15 protein-coding genes are annotated in these 15129 nt (G+C 59.5%); 6 read left to right on the top strand and 9 right to left on the bottom strand.

Annotated features, from left to right (window positions below; genetic code table 11):
• Nucleotides 1–5: 5 nt before the first annotated feature.
• Entirely contained in the window at nucleotides 6–545 is a 540-nt protein-coding gene (gene rimP, locus QP909_RS01320) for a ribosome maturation factor RimP (protein ID WP_284765859.1), read from the bottom strand.
• A gap of 38 nt (nucleotides 546–583) precedes the next feature.
• On the opposite strand from rimP, the gene QP909_RS01315 reads away from it, so the two are divergent.
• The gene (locus QP909_RS01315) at nucleotides 584–1435 is read left to right on the top strand and encodes a DUF4439 domain-containing protein (protein WP_284765858.1); all 852 of its coding nucleotides are present in this window, start codon (nucleotides 584–586) and stop codon (nucleotides 1433–1435) included.
• Between the two features lie 169 nt (nucleotides 1436–1604).
• Nucleotides 1605–1934, top strand: coding sequence for a transglycosylase family protein (locus QP909_RS01310; RefSeq protein ID WP_239277479.1), 330 nt, complete (start codon nucleotides 1605–1607; stop codon nucleotides 1932–1934).
• A 120-nt stretch (nucleotides 1935–2054) separates the two neighbouring features.
• Here QP909_RS01310 and QP909_RS01305 read toward each other — a convergent pair whose 3' ends face one another.
• Together QP909_RS01305 and QP909_RS01300 are read right to left on the bottom strand one after the other, a co-directional pair.
• On the bottom strand, nucleotides 2055–2417 hold the full coding sequence (locus tag QP909_RS01305; RefSeq protein ID WP_284765857.1) for a DoxX family protein: 363 nt from the start codon (nucleotides 2415–2417) through the stop codon (nucleotides 2055–2057).
• A 39-nt stretch (nucleotides 2418–2456) separates the two neighbouring features.
• Complete coding sequence (locus tag QP909_RS01300) at nucleotides 2457–4226, bottom strand: proline--tRNA ligase (protein WP_284765856.1); 1770 nt, start codon at nucleotides 4224–4226, stop codon at nucleotides 2457–2459.
• 31 nt (nucleotides 4227–4257) lie between these two features.
• On the opposite strand from QP909_RS01300, the gene yaaA reads away from it, so the two are divergent.
• Nucleotides 4258–4980: a peroxide stress protein YaaA gene (gene yaaA, locus QP909_RS01295; RefSeq protein WP_284765855.1), complete on the top strand. Its 723-nt coding sequence runs from the start codon at nucleotides 4258–4260 to the stop codon at nucleotides 4978–4980.
• Nucleotides 4981–4996: 16 nt separating this feature from the next.
• Here the strand turns inward: yaaA and QP909_RS01290 are convergent, their stop codons facing one another.
• The 5 genes from QP909_RS01290 to QP909_RS01270 form a co-directional block, all read right to left on the bottom strand.
• Nucleotides 4997–6310 carry a DUF4921 family protein gene (locus QP909_RS01290; protein WP_284765854.1) on the bottom strand — a complete coding sequence of 438 codons (1314 nt, stop codon included), beginning with the start codon at nucleotides 6308–6310 and terminating at the stop codon, nucleotides 4997–4999.
• Between the two features lie 27 nt (nucleotides 6311–6337).
• The gene (locus QP909_RS01285) at nucleotides 6338–7090 is read right to left on the bottom strand and encodes an ABC transporter permease (protein WP_284765853.1); all 753 of its coding nucleotides are present in this window, start codon (nucleotides 7088–7090) and stop codon (nucleotides 6338–6340) included.
• Between the two features lie 32 nt (nucleotides 7091–7122).
• Complete coding sequence (locus QP909_RS01280) at nucleotides 7123–8022, bottom strand: ABC transporter ATP-binding protein (RefSeq protein WP_284765852.1); 900 nt, start codon at nucleotides 8020–8022, stop codon at nucleotides 7123–7125.
• A gap of 66 nt (nucleotides 8023–8088) precedes the next feature.
• Nucleotides 8089–8832: a response regulator gene (locus tag QP909_RS01275; RefSeq protein ID WP_284765851.1), complete on the bottom strand. Its 744-nt coding sequence runs from the start codon at nucleotides 8830–8832 to the stop codon at nucleotides 8089–8091.
• Entirely contained in the window at nucleotides 8825–10009 is a 1185-nt protein-coding gene (locus QP909_RS01270) for a sensor histidine kinase (protein ID WP_284765850.1), read from the bottom strand. Before QP909_RS01270 ends, QP909_RS01275 begins: the two co-directional genes overlap by 8 nt.
• Before the next feature lie 67 nt (nucleotides 10010–10076).
• Here QP909_RS01270 and QP909_RS01265 point away from each other — a divergent pair, with 67 nt between their 5' ends.
• Both QP909_RS01265 and QP909_RS01260 read left to right on the top strand, forming a co-directional pair.
• Nucleotides 10077–10898, top strand: a complete 822-nt coding sequence (locus tag QP909_RS01265; protein WP_284765849.1) for a PhzF family phenazine biosynthesis protein — start codon at nucleotides 10077–10079, stop codon at nucleotides 10896–10898.
• On the top strand, nucleotides 10899–12254 hold the full coding sequence (locus tag QP909_RS01260; protein ID WP_284765848.1) for a protein adenylyltransferase SelO: 1356 nt from the start codon (nucleotides 10899–10901) through the stop codon (nucleotides 12252–12254).
• Nucleotides 12255–12339: 85 nt separating this feature from the next.
• Here the strand turns inward: QP909_RS01260 and mqo are convergent, their stop codons facing one another.
• Nucleotides 12340–13836, bottom strand: a complete 1497-nt coding sequence (gene mqo, locus QP909_RS01255) for a malate dehydrogenase (quinone) (RefSeq protein WP_005325195.1) — start codon at nucleotides 13834–13836, stop codon at nucleotides 12340–12342.
• Between the two features lie 264 nt (nucleotides 13837–14100).
• Here mqo and QP909_RS01250 point away from each other — a divergent pair, with 264 nt between their 5' ends.
• Nucleotides 14101–15129, top strand: coding sequence for an alpha/beta hydrolase (locus QP909_RS01250; protein ID WP_284765847.1), 1029 nt, complete (start codon nucleotides 14101–14103; stop codon nucleotides 15127–15129).

Raw genomic sequence — 15129 nt, 5'->3', positions numbered from 1 at the left:
GCCGGTTAGTTCTCGGCTTCTTCAAACGTCTTGCGCACTGCCTCTAGCTCCTGTTCGGACGGCTGTGCAAACTCAATTTCTACCACTGCCCTGGCAATGTTTTCCAATCGTTCGGCGCGCGCCTGCACGTCCTTTTTGCTTGCCGTGATGAGGATTACGGAATCGGCGGCGTCGTTAAGCGCGCCAATACGCGCCGATTGAGTCTTGCCATCGCCAAGGTCGAAGGAGACCTTGCGCCCCCGATTGCGGCGCCAGTGGCGCGGGGCGGTGAGCGGCAAGTCCACGCCGGGGGTGGAGACCTCCAAGGTATAGCCGGCGCCGAAGTTCAGCTCTCCTTGCGCTTCCTTGTCATCAAAGAAGGCAGAAATTTCGTTGGAAACTTCCTCCAACACATCGGAGCTAGGGCGCTTATCGCCATCAATACGGATAATGACCTGGGATTTCTTTCCCGCCTTGGTGGTTTTAATGTCTTCTACGTCCAATCCCCGCTCAGCCAGTTTGGGTTGCAGGAGATCGGTCAATTCTTGTGCATCTGGGAAAGCCATGTGCACTAGCCTACGTGCTACGGGGTACAGTCTTTTGCGTGAACCGCCGACGTATAGCTTTAACCCTCGTAGCCACAACCGCCACCCTGCCCGGCTTGGCTGGGTGCCAAGCGGTTGATTCCGTCGTCGACTATTTTGGCCCGCGGCCAGAAAGCAGGCTGCTGGCGCTTGCCGACGCCGCCGCCACCGACGCCTTGTCCCTCAGCGGCGTCGATGACCATGCCGCAGGGCTGCGCAGCTCCCAGGCGGACGCCCTGTATGCCGAAATTACACGGCTATGCGGCACGGACGATGCCGGCAATCCCCCACGCTCCTGCGAGGTAGAGCGCCCTACCGAGGCCAATCACGCGGCAGACTCTGGTGAAATTATGGAAAATGCCGCCTCGGCTACCACCGAGGCAGCCGATGAGGTCACTGTTGAATCGCGCACCCTAGTTACCGAGCAGGCCATCGCGCTCAATGCTTGGCTGCCTGGCGATGCCCCCGACATTCCCGAGCTTTCCCAACCAGAGCAAAAAAGCGCTGCTGATCTCCTGAGCTGGGAGTATGAGCAGGTATACGGTCTAGATTTCGCCCGCGCCTACGTTGGCCCCGAGCACGAGGACAAGGTGGATCATCGCCTAGCGGTTCATCATCGCCGCATCGACGCCCTCCAGGATGCACTAGCCCGCTACGGCAACATTCCGCAGCCGGAGTCGGCCTATACTTCCGGAGAGCAAGAACTACCCCACGATTCTGCTTCCGCGCTGGGCTTTATCGATGGCCTTGCCGAACACGACGGCCGCAAGTGGTCCGCCGCCGCCACAGGTGCAGCGCAAGAAGAATCCCCGGATCAGGAATGGGTTACTTGGCTCATTGGTATCGCGGCGGAGTCCCACGGAATGCGATAATTCAGGCTGACCGCCTGTAAATCCCCTGAAGACCAGTCAGCGAAATTGCAGCGACCTTTACGGCATGATGCATTGCTTTCGCTCCGCAAGCGTGCGTAGGTTGGGTCACCATGAGCTTGCAGGAGATTCCGCAAGCTAAACAGACACAAAGAGAAGGAGTTTCCTCTCAATGCGTTTTAAGAAGACCATGTTGACCGCATCCGCCGCAGCACTCGGCCTTGCTGGCTTGGCCGCGCCTGCTGCTACCGCCGCACCGGCTAGCGCCTGGGATCAGGTAGCCGCCTGCGAGTCCGGCGGTGATTGGCACATCAATACCGGAAACGGTTACCAGGGCGGCCTGCAGTTCAACCCGCAGACTTGGGCCGCCAATGGCGGCACCCAGTACGCCCCGACGGCTGACCAGGCGACCCGCGAGCAGCAGATTGCCGTGGCCGAAAGCGTCCTAGCCACCCAGGGTGCTGGCGCTTGGCCTAACTGCGGCGGCCCCGTCGCCGGCTAGTTTTTGCCTCGGCATTTAACACGAAACCGGCCTCCTCCCCATCCCGCGAAACCCCGCGGAGTAAGGGAGGAGGCCGGTTTTGTGCTTGACCTAGCTGGCTAGCATGCAGCCAAGGCGGCTTTAGGCCTCATGCTTGGCGATATTCCAGGCATACATCATCAACAGCACCTGCAGCGGCTGGCGGATGATGTGGTAGAGCTTCTTTGGCCACCCTGCCTTGCGCTCAATCCAGGCGTGGTACATATTGGCCGGCCACACCACAGCAAAGAGTGCGAGTGCGGAAGCACCGCCGAAGCCGCGGGTGGCGCGGCGGCGAAGCAAAGCACCGGTGGCGATCTCCCACAGGCCCGAAGCAAAGTTATAAAAGCGCGCAGGGCCTGGCAGTTGCGGCGGAACAATGGATTCGAAAGTCTTCGCCTTCACAAAGTGCAGTACGCCCATTGCTGAAAGCACCGTGGAAAGCCCATTCTTTTGAAAGTTCATGCCTTCCACGGTACCCCGCCGCGCAGAGTTGGGTCCTATTTAGCCATGCACGAGCTCGAGGATCTTGTCCACGATGTCCTCGGCTGGAACCTCGAGGGTCTCTCCACCGCGGATGCGCAGCTCAATCTTGCCTTCCTTGAAGGCACGGCCCAAGATGGCTACGAAGGGCATGCCAAGGAGCTCTGCATCCTTGAACTTCACACCTGGGGAGACCTTTGGGCGGTCATCGAAGAGCACCTCGAGCCCCTTGGCGGACAGCTCCTCTACCAGCTTATCGCCGGCCTCCATGGCGGCGGCGTCCTTATTAGCCACGGCTACGTGAACCTGGTAAGGAGCAACGGCAACCGGCCAGTTGAGGCCCTTGTCATCATGGCGCTGCTCGGCCAGAACAGCCAGCATGCGGGTAATGCCAATGCCATAGGACCCCATGGTAGGAACGGCACGCTTGCCGTTTTCATCCAAGATTTGCACGTCGAAGGCCTCGGTGTACTTGCGGCCCAGCTGGAAGATATGGCCAAGCTCAATGCCGCGCTCCAAGGTCAAGGTGCCTTGGTTATCAGGAGCCAGGTCGCCTTCTTTAACCTCTGCAGCCTCGATGAACTCATCCACGGTGAAATCGCGGCCAGCCACGCAGCCCACCACGTGGCGCTCGCTCGCATCGGCGCCGATAATCCATTCCGTACCCTTGACCACGCGCGGATCGGCCAGGACCTTGATGCCATTGGCGTTCAAAGCGCGCGGGCCAACATAGCCCTTGACTAGGAAGTCATTGTCTGCAAAGTCCTTGTCCCCTGCCAACTCAAACTCCACCGGCTCGAGTGCGGCCTCAAGGCGCTTTTCATCCAGCTCGCGATCGCCAGGAATGAGAACGGCCGCCAACTCGGACTCGCGTTCTTCGCTCTCCACTGCCGGGTGGAAGAGCTTTATCATCATGCACTTGAGGGTATCTGCAGCGGTAACCTCGCGGCCGTCGACAGTAATGCCTGCACCCTGGGCCCATTCGACCAGCTTCTCAATGGTCTCTGCTCCCGGGGTGTCATACTCCTGTGCCTCTGGCTGGCCCTCAACATCCTTCTCCGCCGGTGCTGGGGTCACCACGGCCTCGACGTTGGCTGCGTAGTCGCCCTCGGTGGAGCGCACAAAGGTATCCTCGCCCACCTCAGATACGGCGAGGAATTCCTCGGAGGCGGAGCCACCCATGGCACCAGAGGTGGCCTTGCAGATGGCGTAATCGATCTCGAGGCGGTTGAAGATATTCTGGTACGCCTTGCGGTGGCGGCCGTAGGACTCATCCAAGCCCTCATCGGTCATGTCGAAGGAGTAGGAATCCTTCATCGTGAATTCGCGGCCGCGAAGCACACCAGCGCGGGGGCGCTCCTCATCGCGGTACTTGGTCTGAATCTGATAGAGCGTGACCGGGAAATCCTTATAGGAGGAGTACATATCCTTGACCGCGCTGGCAAACATTTCCTCGTGGGTAGGGCCAAGCAGCATATCTGCGTTCTTGCGGTCCTTGAGGCGGAAGAGGTTATCGCCGTATTCAACCCAGCGGTTGGTCTTTTCATAAGGCTCGCGCGGCAGCAGAGCAGGAAATAGCATTTCCTGGCCGCCAATGGCGTCCATTTCCTGACGGACTACATCTTCAATCTTGCGCAGGGTGCGCAAACCCAACGGCAGCCAGGTATACACGCCCGGCGCGACGCGGCGTACATAACCGGCGCGGACGAGCAGCTTGTGGCTAGGGACCTCGGCATCGGCGGGGTCCTCACGGAGGGTACGGAGAAATAGTTCAGAAAGGCGGGTAATCATGCACAAAAATATACCCCGCTACCCTGTATATATGCTCATTATCCTCCCTCCTTCAGAAACTAAAGCCCACGGCGGTACGGGACAGCCCCTTGACTTCGGCCAGCTTTCCTTTCCGCAATTGCATGCCACCCGGCAAGAAATTGCCGCTGAGCTGCAGTCTCTTCCGGTAGACGAGGCCATGGAGGTACTCAAGCTCTCGGAAAAGCTGCGCGGTGAGGCCGAATCCAATCAGGGGCTTTTTACCACCCCCACCATGCCGGCCGTGTTGCGCTACACCGGCGTGCTTTTTGATGCGTTGGATGCCCCTTCCCTGCCCACGTGGGATCGCCTTGCTATTGGCGACGCCCTCTTTGGCGTCCTCCGCGCCAGCGACCCCATTCCGCATTACCGGCTTTCGGGTGGCTCCAAGCTCGGCGGCCGCACCATGAAGTCGCGCTGGGGCACACAGATTACCCAGGCGCTCGAGGGGGTAGACGAGCTTATTGTGGATCTGCGCTCGGGCACTTACCAGCAGCTCGGCCGCGTAAAGGATGCGGTAACGGTACGGGTGGAAAGCGTGCAGGACGATGGATCGCGCAAGGTGGTCAGCCACTTCAATAAGCACTACAAGGGCCTTTTAGCCCGCGAGTTGGCGCTCTCGCCTGCCGACGCCTATAGCGCCGCCGACGTTGCCGCCATCGCGCGCGCCGCGGGTATGACCGTTGAGGAGCCAGGGCCGGGATCGAGTGAGCTTACGCTCGTCGTCAAGCGCTAAGCCCAACGCTGCCCGCTTAGCGCAGCTGTGGGTTATACAGCAGGCTATTGCGCTGTACCGAGCATTCGGTAGCCACGCGGATCGAGCGGGCAACATGCCCGGACTCGCGCAGGGGATAAAGCTGGCTTACTACCCTATCGCGCAGATCCCAGGGCGAGATAGTGTTGAGGTAGATCTTGGTACCGCCTTCGAATCCGGCAAGGGTAGAAATGCGCAGCTTGATGAGGATGCGCCATGGCTGAGCAACGTCGACGTCGGCCGGCTTGTGGTGCCACTCCTCATTGCAGGGAACCTCGCGGCCGACAGCAGCGTGGGCGGCATGGACGAGGTCGCTCATGGCGCGTATTTCCTCTTCCGACTGCCGCCAGGGCTCACAGGTCGCGGACTTGGAGTAGACCTCCAAGGTGGGATAGCGATGCCCAAAGCCGGCGAAGAGAACAGCATGGTCATTTTCTGCAACGATGAGGTTGCGGCTAGCGGCATAGTCCACGGCCCACTCGTTGTACATGTTCATATTGCTGCGCAGCATCTGTACCTCCCGGTGGGAGGCCATGCCGCGGTCATCGATGGCAACGAGTTGCTTGTGCAGGTGCTCAAAGGAGGCGCCGGCTGGCTGCAGCCAGTTTTGGAAGGCCACCACATAGGGGGCGTAGCGGTTGCGCTCGTAGAGGTCGCGCATGGCGTCGATAGTCAGCTTCATAAAGAGCAGGTGCTCTTCGGCACTCAAGGTGCCTGAAGATACCACGTGGGAATCATCTTGTGCACCGCGCTCAAAATGGCGGCCGGCCACGATGACGTCGTGGCCTCCTGCGAAAAAGCCCGCCGCCTGTTCTAAAAGTTCCTCTTCGCTGGCCTCGGGCAGGTGCGCCGCCTTCCGCTTCGTGCGCACGATCTTGAGCACATGTTCCCGGCCGACAGGATCGGCAAGGTAGTTGTCCATGCGTTGGCGGGTCTCCGCATCCATGTCGAAGCCGTAGTTGGCGTGCCAGTAGTCATAGGAGACGATTTCAAACAGATTGGGAATGCGGCGAAAGGCCGGGACGGTGTGGCCGTATTCGTTCAAGGGCAATCCACGCACAATCCCGCCGGATGGCAGGATGCGGGCCTTTTCCGGCGGGGTATCAGTCATGCGCCCAGAGCAAAAGGCGCAGCGGTGGGTGAAGTCTTCTTCGTGCAGAGGCTGCGGGTTAGCCACCGGTGTGGACAGGGGGCGGTTGCCGCGACCTGGCACGGTCCATACCTCGGTCCCGGAGAACGGGTTGACCTGCTTGACCGTGCCATCCCGCATGGTCTGGATGGGTTCTATGCGGGCAAAAAGTGCATCACTCATGCCCACCAGCGTAGCTAGTTCTGGGCGCTATTTGGCGACAGACCGGCGGCGGGATACTACGCACGCGCCGCCGACGCAGACTGCCAGCGTTACGCCCAGAATCAAAGCAGACACAGCGCGGGAATGATCCAAGGGACCTGAATCGCTACCCACGACCAAGGTCTGCATATTGACGAAGGGCAGGCAGCTCAACAACGTTTCTGCCCACGAGGCGTCAAATGCCATAAGCGCAGTTTCAAGGACAAAGAATTCCACCACTAGGATCATCGCGGCAAATGTGCCGCTACGCAAGAGGTAAGCCAACCCCATAGCCAGCAGGCTAAAGCCGGCCCATTCCAGGTAAGCAAACACTACTCGGTTGCAGTCCGGCCACTGATAAAAGCTCGCGAAGTTGATATCGCCGCCGAATGCTGCAATCAGCAAGGTTCCCACAGCCATGCCCAGCGTGGCCGCAAGCAAGAGTGATACCAAGATGACAACGAATTGGCTAAGCACTATGCCAACGCGGCGATTGGAGGAAAGATAAGACCATGCAACGGTTCCCTTTCCCAGGTCACCTCCGACCATCATCGCGGATGCAAAGATCATCACCACCATGGCGAGTTCACTAGCTGATAAGACATCACTGGATTGAAACTTGCCGTCCGCGGTGCCGTTGAAGTCATAGCCCCAGGCCGTAAGCACGCCGCCGGCGGCCATGCCGAGTGCCACGATGGCGAGGTAGACCCAGGTAGAGCGCAGGGAAAAGAGTTTGCGGGATTCTGAAACCACAGTATTCATAGAAATCTGTCCTTAAAGGTTGGGTTGTGCGTTTAGGCGGAGCGGTAGGCCACGTGGTCGGCGGTCGCGCCGAGGTAGGCTTCTTCCAGAGAGGGCTGTTTGCGTTCCAAGCTGGAGATAAGAATGCGGTTATCCAGGCAGATGCGGCCGATGTCGGAGCCTTCGAGGCCGCGCACGCGCAGGACTTCACCGTCAAAGGAGGTTTCCGCATCGGTGCCGTGCAATAGGCGCAGGAGTTCATCGGGCTGGTCAACGATGACTTCGAGGCTTGCGCCTCCCGTGCCGTTGACGAACTCTTCCACGGTGCCCTCGCCCAGCAGCTTGCCTTTGCCGATGACTACGAGGCGGTCGGCGGTGAGCTGCATTTCCGAAAGTAGGTGGGAGGAAACCAGCACGGAGCAACCGGCCTCAGCGAATTCACGGATACGGGCACGCATCCAGTGCACGCCTTCGGGGTCGAGGCCGTTGACGGGTTCGTCGAGAAGCAAGTGCTTCGGCTCGCCGATGAGCGCACAAGCAAGGCCCAGGCGCTGCTTCATGCCTAGCGAATAGCCGCCCACGCGCTTAGTGGCTACCTGGGTAAGGCCGACGCGGTCCAGGGTGTCATCCACGTGGTTCATGGACACGCCCTGCAACGCGGCCATGTAGCCCAGGTGAGCACGGGCGCTGCGGCCCGGGTGAAACCAGTTGACATCCAGCAAGGTGCCCACCGTGGTAGCGGGATTGGATAGTTCGCGGAAAGGCGTGCCATCAAAAGTCGCGGTGCCGGAAGTCGGATTCTCCAACCCCACGCACATGCGCATGGTGGTGGATTTGCCAGAACCATTCGGTCCGAGGAAGCCGGTGACTTGACCGTCTGGAACCTCAAAGGAGAGGTCATCTACTGCTTTAAAGGAACGGAAATTCTTGGAAAGGTGTGAAACTTTGAGCATGGTTTCCATCGTGCCGCCTGACCGGCACGAAGTAACCATCCTTGGGAGTGATTTGGCAGGTCATACCTAGGGATGAGACAGCAGCTCCTCCACCGAGACCACGCCATGAGTAAGGGCGTAGAGCACAGCATGCACGCGGTCGCGCGAGCCGGTTTTCGTCAAGATATGGCGTACGTGGGTCTTGACCGTGGCCATGGAGACAAACTCGCATTCCGCGATTTCGGTATTCGAATACCCCAGTGCCATTAGCTTGAGGACGTCCAGCTCGCGTGGCGTGAGATCTTCAGCCGGAGGGGCGGTAGCTGCTGCCGCAACGGGGGTGGCATGTGAATCGGGCTGTGACGCGGACTGCTCGCTGCGCAATTGCTGCAGTACCTGTGCGGTAATGCGCGGTGAAAGGACGGCCTCGCCGGAATGTACGGTGCGAATGGCGGCGAGGAGTTCCTCCGGTTCGACGTCTTTGAGCAGGAATCCGGAAGCCCCGGCGGAAATCGCGCCATGGACAAAGTTCTGGTCATCGAAGGTGGTAAGCATAATGACCTGGGTCTCCGGAAACTCTGGCAGCAGCCTTTCGGTGGCGGCGATGCCATTGACGCGGGCCATCTGGACATCCATGAGCACAATATCGGCAGGCTGCGCGCGGGCAAGGTCGAGGACTTCATCGCCATCGGATGCCTGCCAGGCAACGTCCAAATCCTCTTGGGAACCGAGGAGCATGGCGAACCCAGCGCGCACGAGGGGCTGGTCATCAACCAGGCCGATACGGATGGGGCCAGCAGGCGCAGCTGTTGGCTGCTCAGGGTTAGTCATTGGGTACCTCCACGGTAATCAAGAAGTGTCCGTCCTCTGTGCGGGTAGCAACGCTGCCGCCATAGGCCCTAACGCGCTCGCTCATCCCGATGAGCCCGTAACCGGGCTCGTGATTGTCCGGCGTGCGTGCGGCCGGGTTATCGGCGCTCAATACTAGGCCGTTTCCAGTAGAGCGGAAGCGCAGCACTCCCCTTTTATCGCGGGAATGCTTGAGCATATTGGTCAAAATTTCTTGCACCACGCGGTAGACAGTGAACTGATAGAGCTCGTCGCTTTCGGTCGGCAGGTCCTCCAGCCCGTGCACGGTGATATCGAAGCCGCTGCGGCGGGCTTCCGAGATAAGGCCGGCAATATCGCTCGCGCCAGGCGCTTTGGTATCGGCGCGGGAATCGCCATCTCGCAGCACGGAGAGCAATCCGCGCATCTGCTTGAGGGAATCGCGGGAGGTAGAGGCGATGGTTTCTAAGGCTTCTGTGGCCGCTGCGGGATTTTTGGCAGCGGCGAACCGGGCGCCGTCGGCAAGAGCGATAACGCCCGCCAAGTTATGCGCGACAATGTCATGCATTTCGCGGGCAATGCGGTTGCGCTCTACCGCGCCGGCCATTTCCGCGCGTTCTTTCAGCAGTTGCTGGTCTTCGCGCTTTTTGCGGTCATTGGTGCCTAGCAAGAAGAAAAAGCCCATAACGGGCCACGCGATGATGACGACGGAGGCGAAGGCAGGAAGCGGGCCAACAGTGGTGTCTTCGAGGCCAAAATCGATGCCGCTGATGATCCTCCGGCCGTATAGGTCCGCTGCGGTGGCCGCCAAGGAGCCTAAGGCAATCCACCCTATCCAGATTCGCTGTAGTCGTTTGGGTGAATGTGCGCCTATCAGAAATACGCAGTAGGCCAAAGGGAAAAAGTGAGCGTTGCCCATTGCAGCAAGCGGGGTAAAGATGCACACCGTTAGCGTGATAGCAGTGAACCCGATGGCATATTCCCTGAGCTTGGGGTGTAGCCAGAGTGCTAGTGGAATACCGACTGCATAAACTACGAGAACCAGCTCCTGGAAAAGCGAGGTTCTATCAATAACACCTTCTGCCGCCGGCACCGAAGAACCCCAGAAAAACAGCGGAATGATAATTCTCCACGGTGGGCCTACCCACGCGCGAAGTGCATCGGGCCATAGCTTCTTCATGGCTTTCTAGGCTAGCGCAGGCTCTAGGCCATAGTCCTCATCCCTGGGGCTGACTAGACTGGCGAGCATGCAGCACGAGTTCTTTGAGGTTGATGTTTTTGCCACGGGTGCCTTTAACGGTAATGCCTTGGCGGTGGTTGCGGGCGCCGATGGCCTAAGTACCGAGCAGATGCAAGCAATCGCGAACTGGACCAACTTTTCTGAGACTACCTTTTTGCTCGAACCTAACGACGCCCGCGCGGACTACCGCGTGCGCATTTTCACCGCGTACGAAGAGTTTGATTTTGCCGGCCACCCCACCTTGGGCAGCGCTGCCGCGTGGCGGGCACTAGGCAATCAGCCACGGGAAGAGGGACGCATCGTCCAAGAATGCGGCGTGGGCTTGGTAACCGTCCGCCAAGAGGGCGAAGTCTTGTCCTTTGCTACCCCGCCGCTGCGCCGCGATGAACCGCTAAGCCCGGCGGATCTGAAGGAGGCCTGCGGTGGGCTGGGGCTAGATAGCGCGGATATTGTTGACCATGGCTGGGTGGACAATGGCCCGGGCTGGCGCCTGCTTCAATTACGCGATGCCGCGGCGGTGCGCGCGGTTGAGCCTCGATCCGAGCGCCCCAAGGTCGGCGTAGTGGGCCTTAATCCCAACGCCGCAGAGGGCGAGTCGGCCTATGAGGTTCGGGCCTTTACCACCCAATTCGAAGACCCAGTCACCGGTTCTTTCAACGGCGGCGCCGCGCAGTTTATGCGCTCGCGCAACTTGGTGCCGGCACGCTATACCGCAGCACAAGGCAGCCAGATTGGCCGGGCAGGCGAAGTTTTTATCAACGATGACGGCACGGATATTTGGGTGGGCGGTCGCGCCCAGATTCGCGTGCGCGGAACACTGGAGGTTTAGGTGCAGCTACACCACGATTTTGCCCAGAAGCTTCCCCACTTGGTTCGCCCCACCGAGGGCGAGGAGCAGCCGAACCCAGAGATGGTCATACTCAACGAGGAACTGGCCAGGCAATTGGGCCTTGACCCGAGCTGGCTGCGCTCCTCCGAGGGCATAGATTTCCTTACCGGCCGCGCGGGCGGCCACGCCATGGCCTATTCCGGCTTCCAATTTGGTGCGTTTAACCCGCAAATGGGAGACGGCAGGGCCATGCTCTTGGGCGAGGTGGAAAAGGACGGGCGGATGTGGGATCTCCATGCCAAGGGAACTGGGCTTACTCCCTTTTCCCGCCTCGGGTCCGATGGCCGTGGAACGCTGTCTTCCATGTTGCGCGAGTACCTAGTCTCTGAGGCTATGCATGCCTTGGGTGTTCCCACCACCCGGGCGCTGGCGGTTATTTCCACCGGACGGCCCATTCAGCGCGGGCACGTGCAACCGGCCGGCATTGTGGTACGCGTAGCGGCCAGCCATATCCGCGTCGGCACTTTCCATCTTGCCGCGCAGACGGATTACACCCGACAGTTGGCCGACTATGCCATTGCGCGCCACTACCCTGGAGCGGACTACCAGGAGTTTTTCACCCAGGTGATGGATGCGCAGATCCGCACCGTGTCCCACTGGATGCGCTTGGGCTTTATTCACGGCGTGATGAATACGGATAACACCACCATCTCTGGCGAGACCATTGACTATGGCCCCTGTGCCTTTATGGAGGCCTATTCGCCATCAACGGTCTTTTCCAGCATCGATAGGCAGGGCCGTTATGCCTTTGGCAATCAGCCCTCCATTCTGGGATGGAACCTGGCCCGCTTGGCGGAATCCCTCCTGCCGCTTTTTGATATGGACATGAATAAGGCCATGGACTTTGCCCAAGAATCCATCAACGGCTTTAGCGACCGCTTTGAGCACCAGCACAGGGCAGATTTGGCACAGGCTTTGGATACCTCTCGAGAGGTCGCTTCTTCTTATGCGGCTGCCATGCAGCTCAATGGCCCAGATATCACGCTGGCTCACCGCGCTCTTGCCGACGCCGCCGCGGGCCACCCCACCCACGCCCGCGAGCTCTTTGCCAAGGGAGACTTCTTGGATGACTACCTTGCGTCCTCGCCCGATCCTTCCCGCGTCGATAACGCCATGCCGAGGGTTATCCCGCGCAACCTCGCCGTAGAATCCGCACTGGATGCTGCCGAACGCGGGGAGTTGGGCCCGTATCAGGAGCTCCTCCACGCGGTCACCCACCCGTGGGAGCCCCACCCAACGTTCGAATCGCCGGATCCTAATGGTCTCGAGGGCTACCTCACCTACTGCGGAACCTAGGGCTGCCATTACCGGCCTAGGACGCACGAAACCCTCGCACCGTCACAAAGGCGGTGCGAGGGTTTGTGAGGCCGAAAGCTAGCTCTTAGCGGTCCAGCTTCAGGGTCTTCTGGGTGTACTCCCACATTTCGTCGTACAGCTTCTCATCGTTGCGCAGCTTGATGCCATAAGACGGAACCATCTCGCGGATCTTGTCTGCCCAATCAATCATGTGCTCGCCGAAGCAACGCTCCAGCAGCTCCAGCATGACGGCCGGGGCAATGGATGCACCCGGGGAAGCGCCGAGCAGGCCGGCGATATTGCCCTCCTGGTTGTTCACCAAGGTGGTGCCGAACTCGAGGGAGCCGAACTGCGGAGCACCAGCAGGCTTAATCACCTGGACGCGCTGGCCAGCGATAACAGTCTCCCAGTCGCTTTCCTTTGCTTCCGGTACGTACTCGCGCAGGGCTTCCACGCGGTCCGAGAAGCTCTTGCGCACCTCATCCACCAGGTACTTGGTTAGGCCGAACTCCTGCACGGCAACGCCGAGGTAAGAGGTGATGTTGTCTGGGCGGATGGACTTGAACAGGTCCAGGTAGGTGCCCTTCTTCAGGAACTTCGGGCTCCAGCCACCGTAAGGACCGAAAAGCAGGCCCTTCTCGCCGTCGATAACGCGGGTATCCAGGTGCGGCACGGACATTGGCGGCGCGCCCACAGCAGCCTTGCCGTAGACCTTTGCCTGGTGCTGCTCGATAAGCTCCGGGTTCTTGGAGCGCAGCCACAGACCAGATACCGGGAAGCCTGCGTAACCGGCAACTTCCTTCACCTTTGCCTTGCGCAGCAGGTCCAGGGCGTAACCGCCGGCACCAACGAAGACGAACTTTGCCTTAACTACGGTGATGTCGCCGGTGTGCTTGTTCTTGGAGTACACCTTCCACGCGGAACCATCACGCTTGATGTCGATGACCTCATGTCCATAGCGGATCTCGGTGCCGGAAGCCTTAGCCGCGGTCAGGAACTGCTTGGTCAGTGCGCCAAAGTTGACGTCGGTACCAGCGTCGGTCCAAGAAATAGCCACCTTATTGGAGAAATCACGGCCCTTCGCCATCAGCGGCAGCTTCTCAGCAAAGTCGGAATCGTCTGCGGAGAACTGCATGCCCGGGAACATATGCTTCTCGCTCAGCACATCATAGCGGCGCTTGAGGTAATCTACCTGGATTTCACCCTGTGCGAAGGACACGTGCGGAACCGGATTAATGAATTCGCTCGGGTCGGTGAGAATACCGTTGTTGAGCTGGTGGGACCAGAACTGGCGAGACTTCTGGAACTTCTCGTTGATGCCCAGGGCCTTGGAGATATCAATGCGGCCATTCTTCTCCGGGGTGTAGTTCAGCTCGCACAGTGCGGAGTGGCCGGTACCGGCGTTATTCCACGGGGAGGAGGACTCCAATGCGGGGCCATCGAGGCGCTCAAAGACCATTTGGGTCCAGCTGGGCTCCAACTCGCGGAGCATAGCACCCAGGGTGGCGCTCATGATGCCAGCACCGATAAGTGCTACATCGACCTCGTCTACAACCTGTGCTGTCTTCTTAGCGGAGGACACTGTGTTATTACCTCTTCGAATTGAAAATAGATATCCATCGGCGCGGTCTACGCCTTGATTTTTAGCGCTTAGCGCCCCGCGCCACCATCGCTGCACTATGACAACCTGGCGGTGCGTCACGCATTAAGGCCTTACTCTACGCTTTTCTCATCCAATTTGGGATTTCTCCCCCAGACCAGTGGCGAAAATGTGGGAATTTCCGCCCCCACTATTTACACCCCACCGGCAACACCATAAATTCTTCATTGCACCTAGAATCGAGGCATGGTTACACACTCCCCGGTATGGGGCCCAGACAAACTTGGCCCTGACTATGAAGCTGCCACCATTGACTTGGGTACAGACCCCGATGGCGAGGGCGACGTGGTCACCACGCTGGTGCACTACGCGCCGGAGCACGCGGGTGGTACTGCACGTGAATCAGCCGCCCCGTCACGCCCGGCGGTGGTGTGGCTACACGGTATGACCGATTATTTCTTCCACACTCACGTAGCCGAGCACTTTTCCGCCGAGGGTTATGACTTTTATGCCATCGATCTGCGCAAGTGCGGCCGCTCGCGTCGCTCGGGCCAGTCGTGGCACTATGCTTCGGACCTGGCGCTGTACTTTACAGACCTCACCGCCGCACTTGATGCGATCCCCAATGAGGAGGTCATCTTCATCGCCCACTCCACCGGTGGCTTGATCGCTCCGCTGTGGATGGATCATCTGCGCCGAACCGACCAAGAACGCCACCAGCGCTTGGCGGGCCTCATCCTCAATAGTCCGTGGCTCGACATGATGGGCGTACCCGGCCAGGTTCTCACTCCCCTCAAGCCATTGCTCTATGCTCTAGGCCGCAAGGCTCCCATGATTCCCCTGCCTGGTGGCAACCTCACTGCTTACGGCGAGTCCGTACACCGAGACTTTTACGGCGACTGGGATTTTGATCTTCGCTTTAAGCCATTGGCCGGCCATAAAAAATATGTCGGCTGGATAGCCGCGGTATTCCATGGCTTTGATGCTATCCACAGCGGCCGCGTTGATGCCGGCGTACCGATCTTGACCTTGCAGTCCACTCGCACTCAATTGGGCCAGCCCTACTCCGACAGCGTGAACCACGCAGATGTCATCATCGACGTTGCGCAAACGCGGCGCTGGGCAAAGGAACTTAGTGCCCACTACACCTTGCATCCCATCAAGGGCGCTAGGCACGATGTATTCCTATCGCTTCCGGACCCGCTCCAAGAAGCTTTTGACGCCTGTGACGAGTGGCTGCCCACCGTCCTAGATTCTCCACAATCTACTCAGTAA

Origin of the sequence: Corynebacterium sp. MSK195 (assembly GCF_030228885.1) — a bacterium.
Taxonomy (GTDB): Bacteria; Actinomycetota; Actinomycetes; order Mycobacteriales; family Mycobacteriaceae; genus Corynebacterium.
Note: the sequence above shows the minus strand (reverse complement) of the source record. Positions and strands in the feature narration are given on the sequence as shown.

What these genes read in the sequence shown, in the direction of transcription:
- rimP (WP_284765859.1), bottom strand. Translation starts at nt 545, where the DNA reads ATGGCTTTCCCAGATGCACAAGAATTGACCGATCTCCTGCAACCCAAA.
- QP909_RS01310 (WP_239277479.1), top strand. Translation starts at nt 1,605, where the DNA reads ATGCGTTTTAAGAAGACCATGTTGACCGCATCCGCCGCAGCACTCGGC.
- QP909_RS01305 (WP_284765857.1), bottom strand. Translation starts at nt 2,417, where the DNA reads ATGAACTTTCAAAAGAATGGGCTTTCCACGGTGCTTTCAGCAATGGGC.
- QP909_RS01300 (WP_284765856.1), bottom strand. Translation starts at nt 4,226, where the DNA reads ATGATTACCCGCCTTTCTGAACTATTTCTCCGTACCCTCCGTGAGGAC.
- yaaA (WP_284765855.1), top strand. Translation starts at nt 4,258, where the DNA reads ATGCTCATTATCCTCCCTCCTTCAGAAACTAAAGCCCACGGCGGTACG.
- QP909_RS01290 (WP_284765854.1), bottom strand. Translation starts at nt 6,310, where the DNA reads ATGAGTGATGCACTTTTTGCCCGCATAGAACCCATCCAGACCATGCGG.
- QP909_RS01285 (WP_284765853.1), bottom strand. Translation starts at nt 7,090, where the DNA reads ATGAATACTGTGGTTTCAGAATCCCGCAAACTCTTTTCCCTGCGCTCT.
- QP909_RS01280 (WP_284765852.1), bottom strand. Translation starts at nt 8,022, where the DNA reads ATGCTCAAAGTTTCACACCTTTCCAAGAATTTCCGTTCCTTTAAAGCA.
- QP909_RS01275 (WP_284765851.1), bottom strand. Translation starts at nt 8,832, where the DNA reads ATGACTAACCCTGAGCAGCCAACAGCTGCGCCTGCTGGCCCCATCCGT.
- QP909_RS01270 (WP_284765850.1), bottom strand. Translation starts at nt 10,009, where the DNA reads ATGAAGAAGCTATGGCCCGATGCACTTCGCGCGTGGGTAGGCCCACCG.
- QP909_RS01265 (WP_284765849.1), top strand. Translation starts at nt 10,077, where the DNA reads ATGCAGCACGAGTTCTTTGAGGTTGATGTTTTTGCCACGGGTGCCTTT.
- QP909_RS01250 (WP_284765847.1), top strand. Translation starts at nt 14,101, where the DNA reads ATGGTTACACACTCCCCGGTATGGGGCCCAGACAAACTTGGCCCTGAC.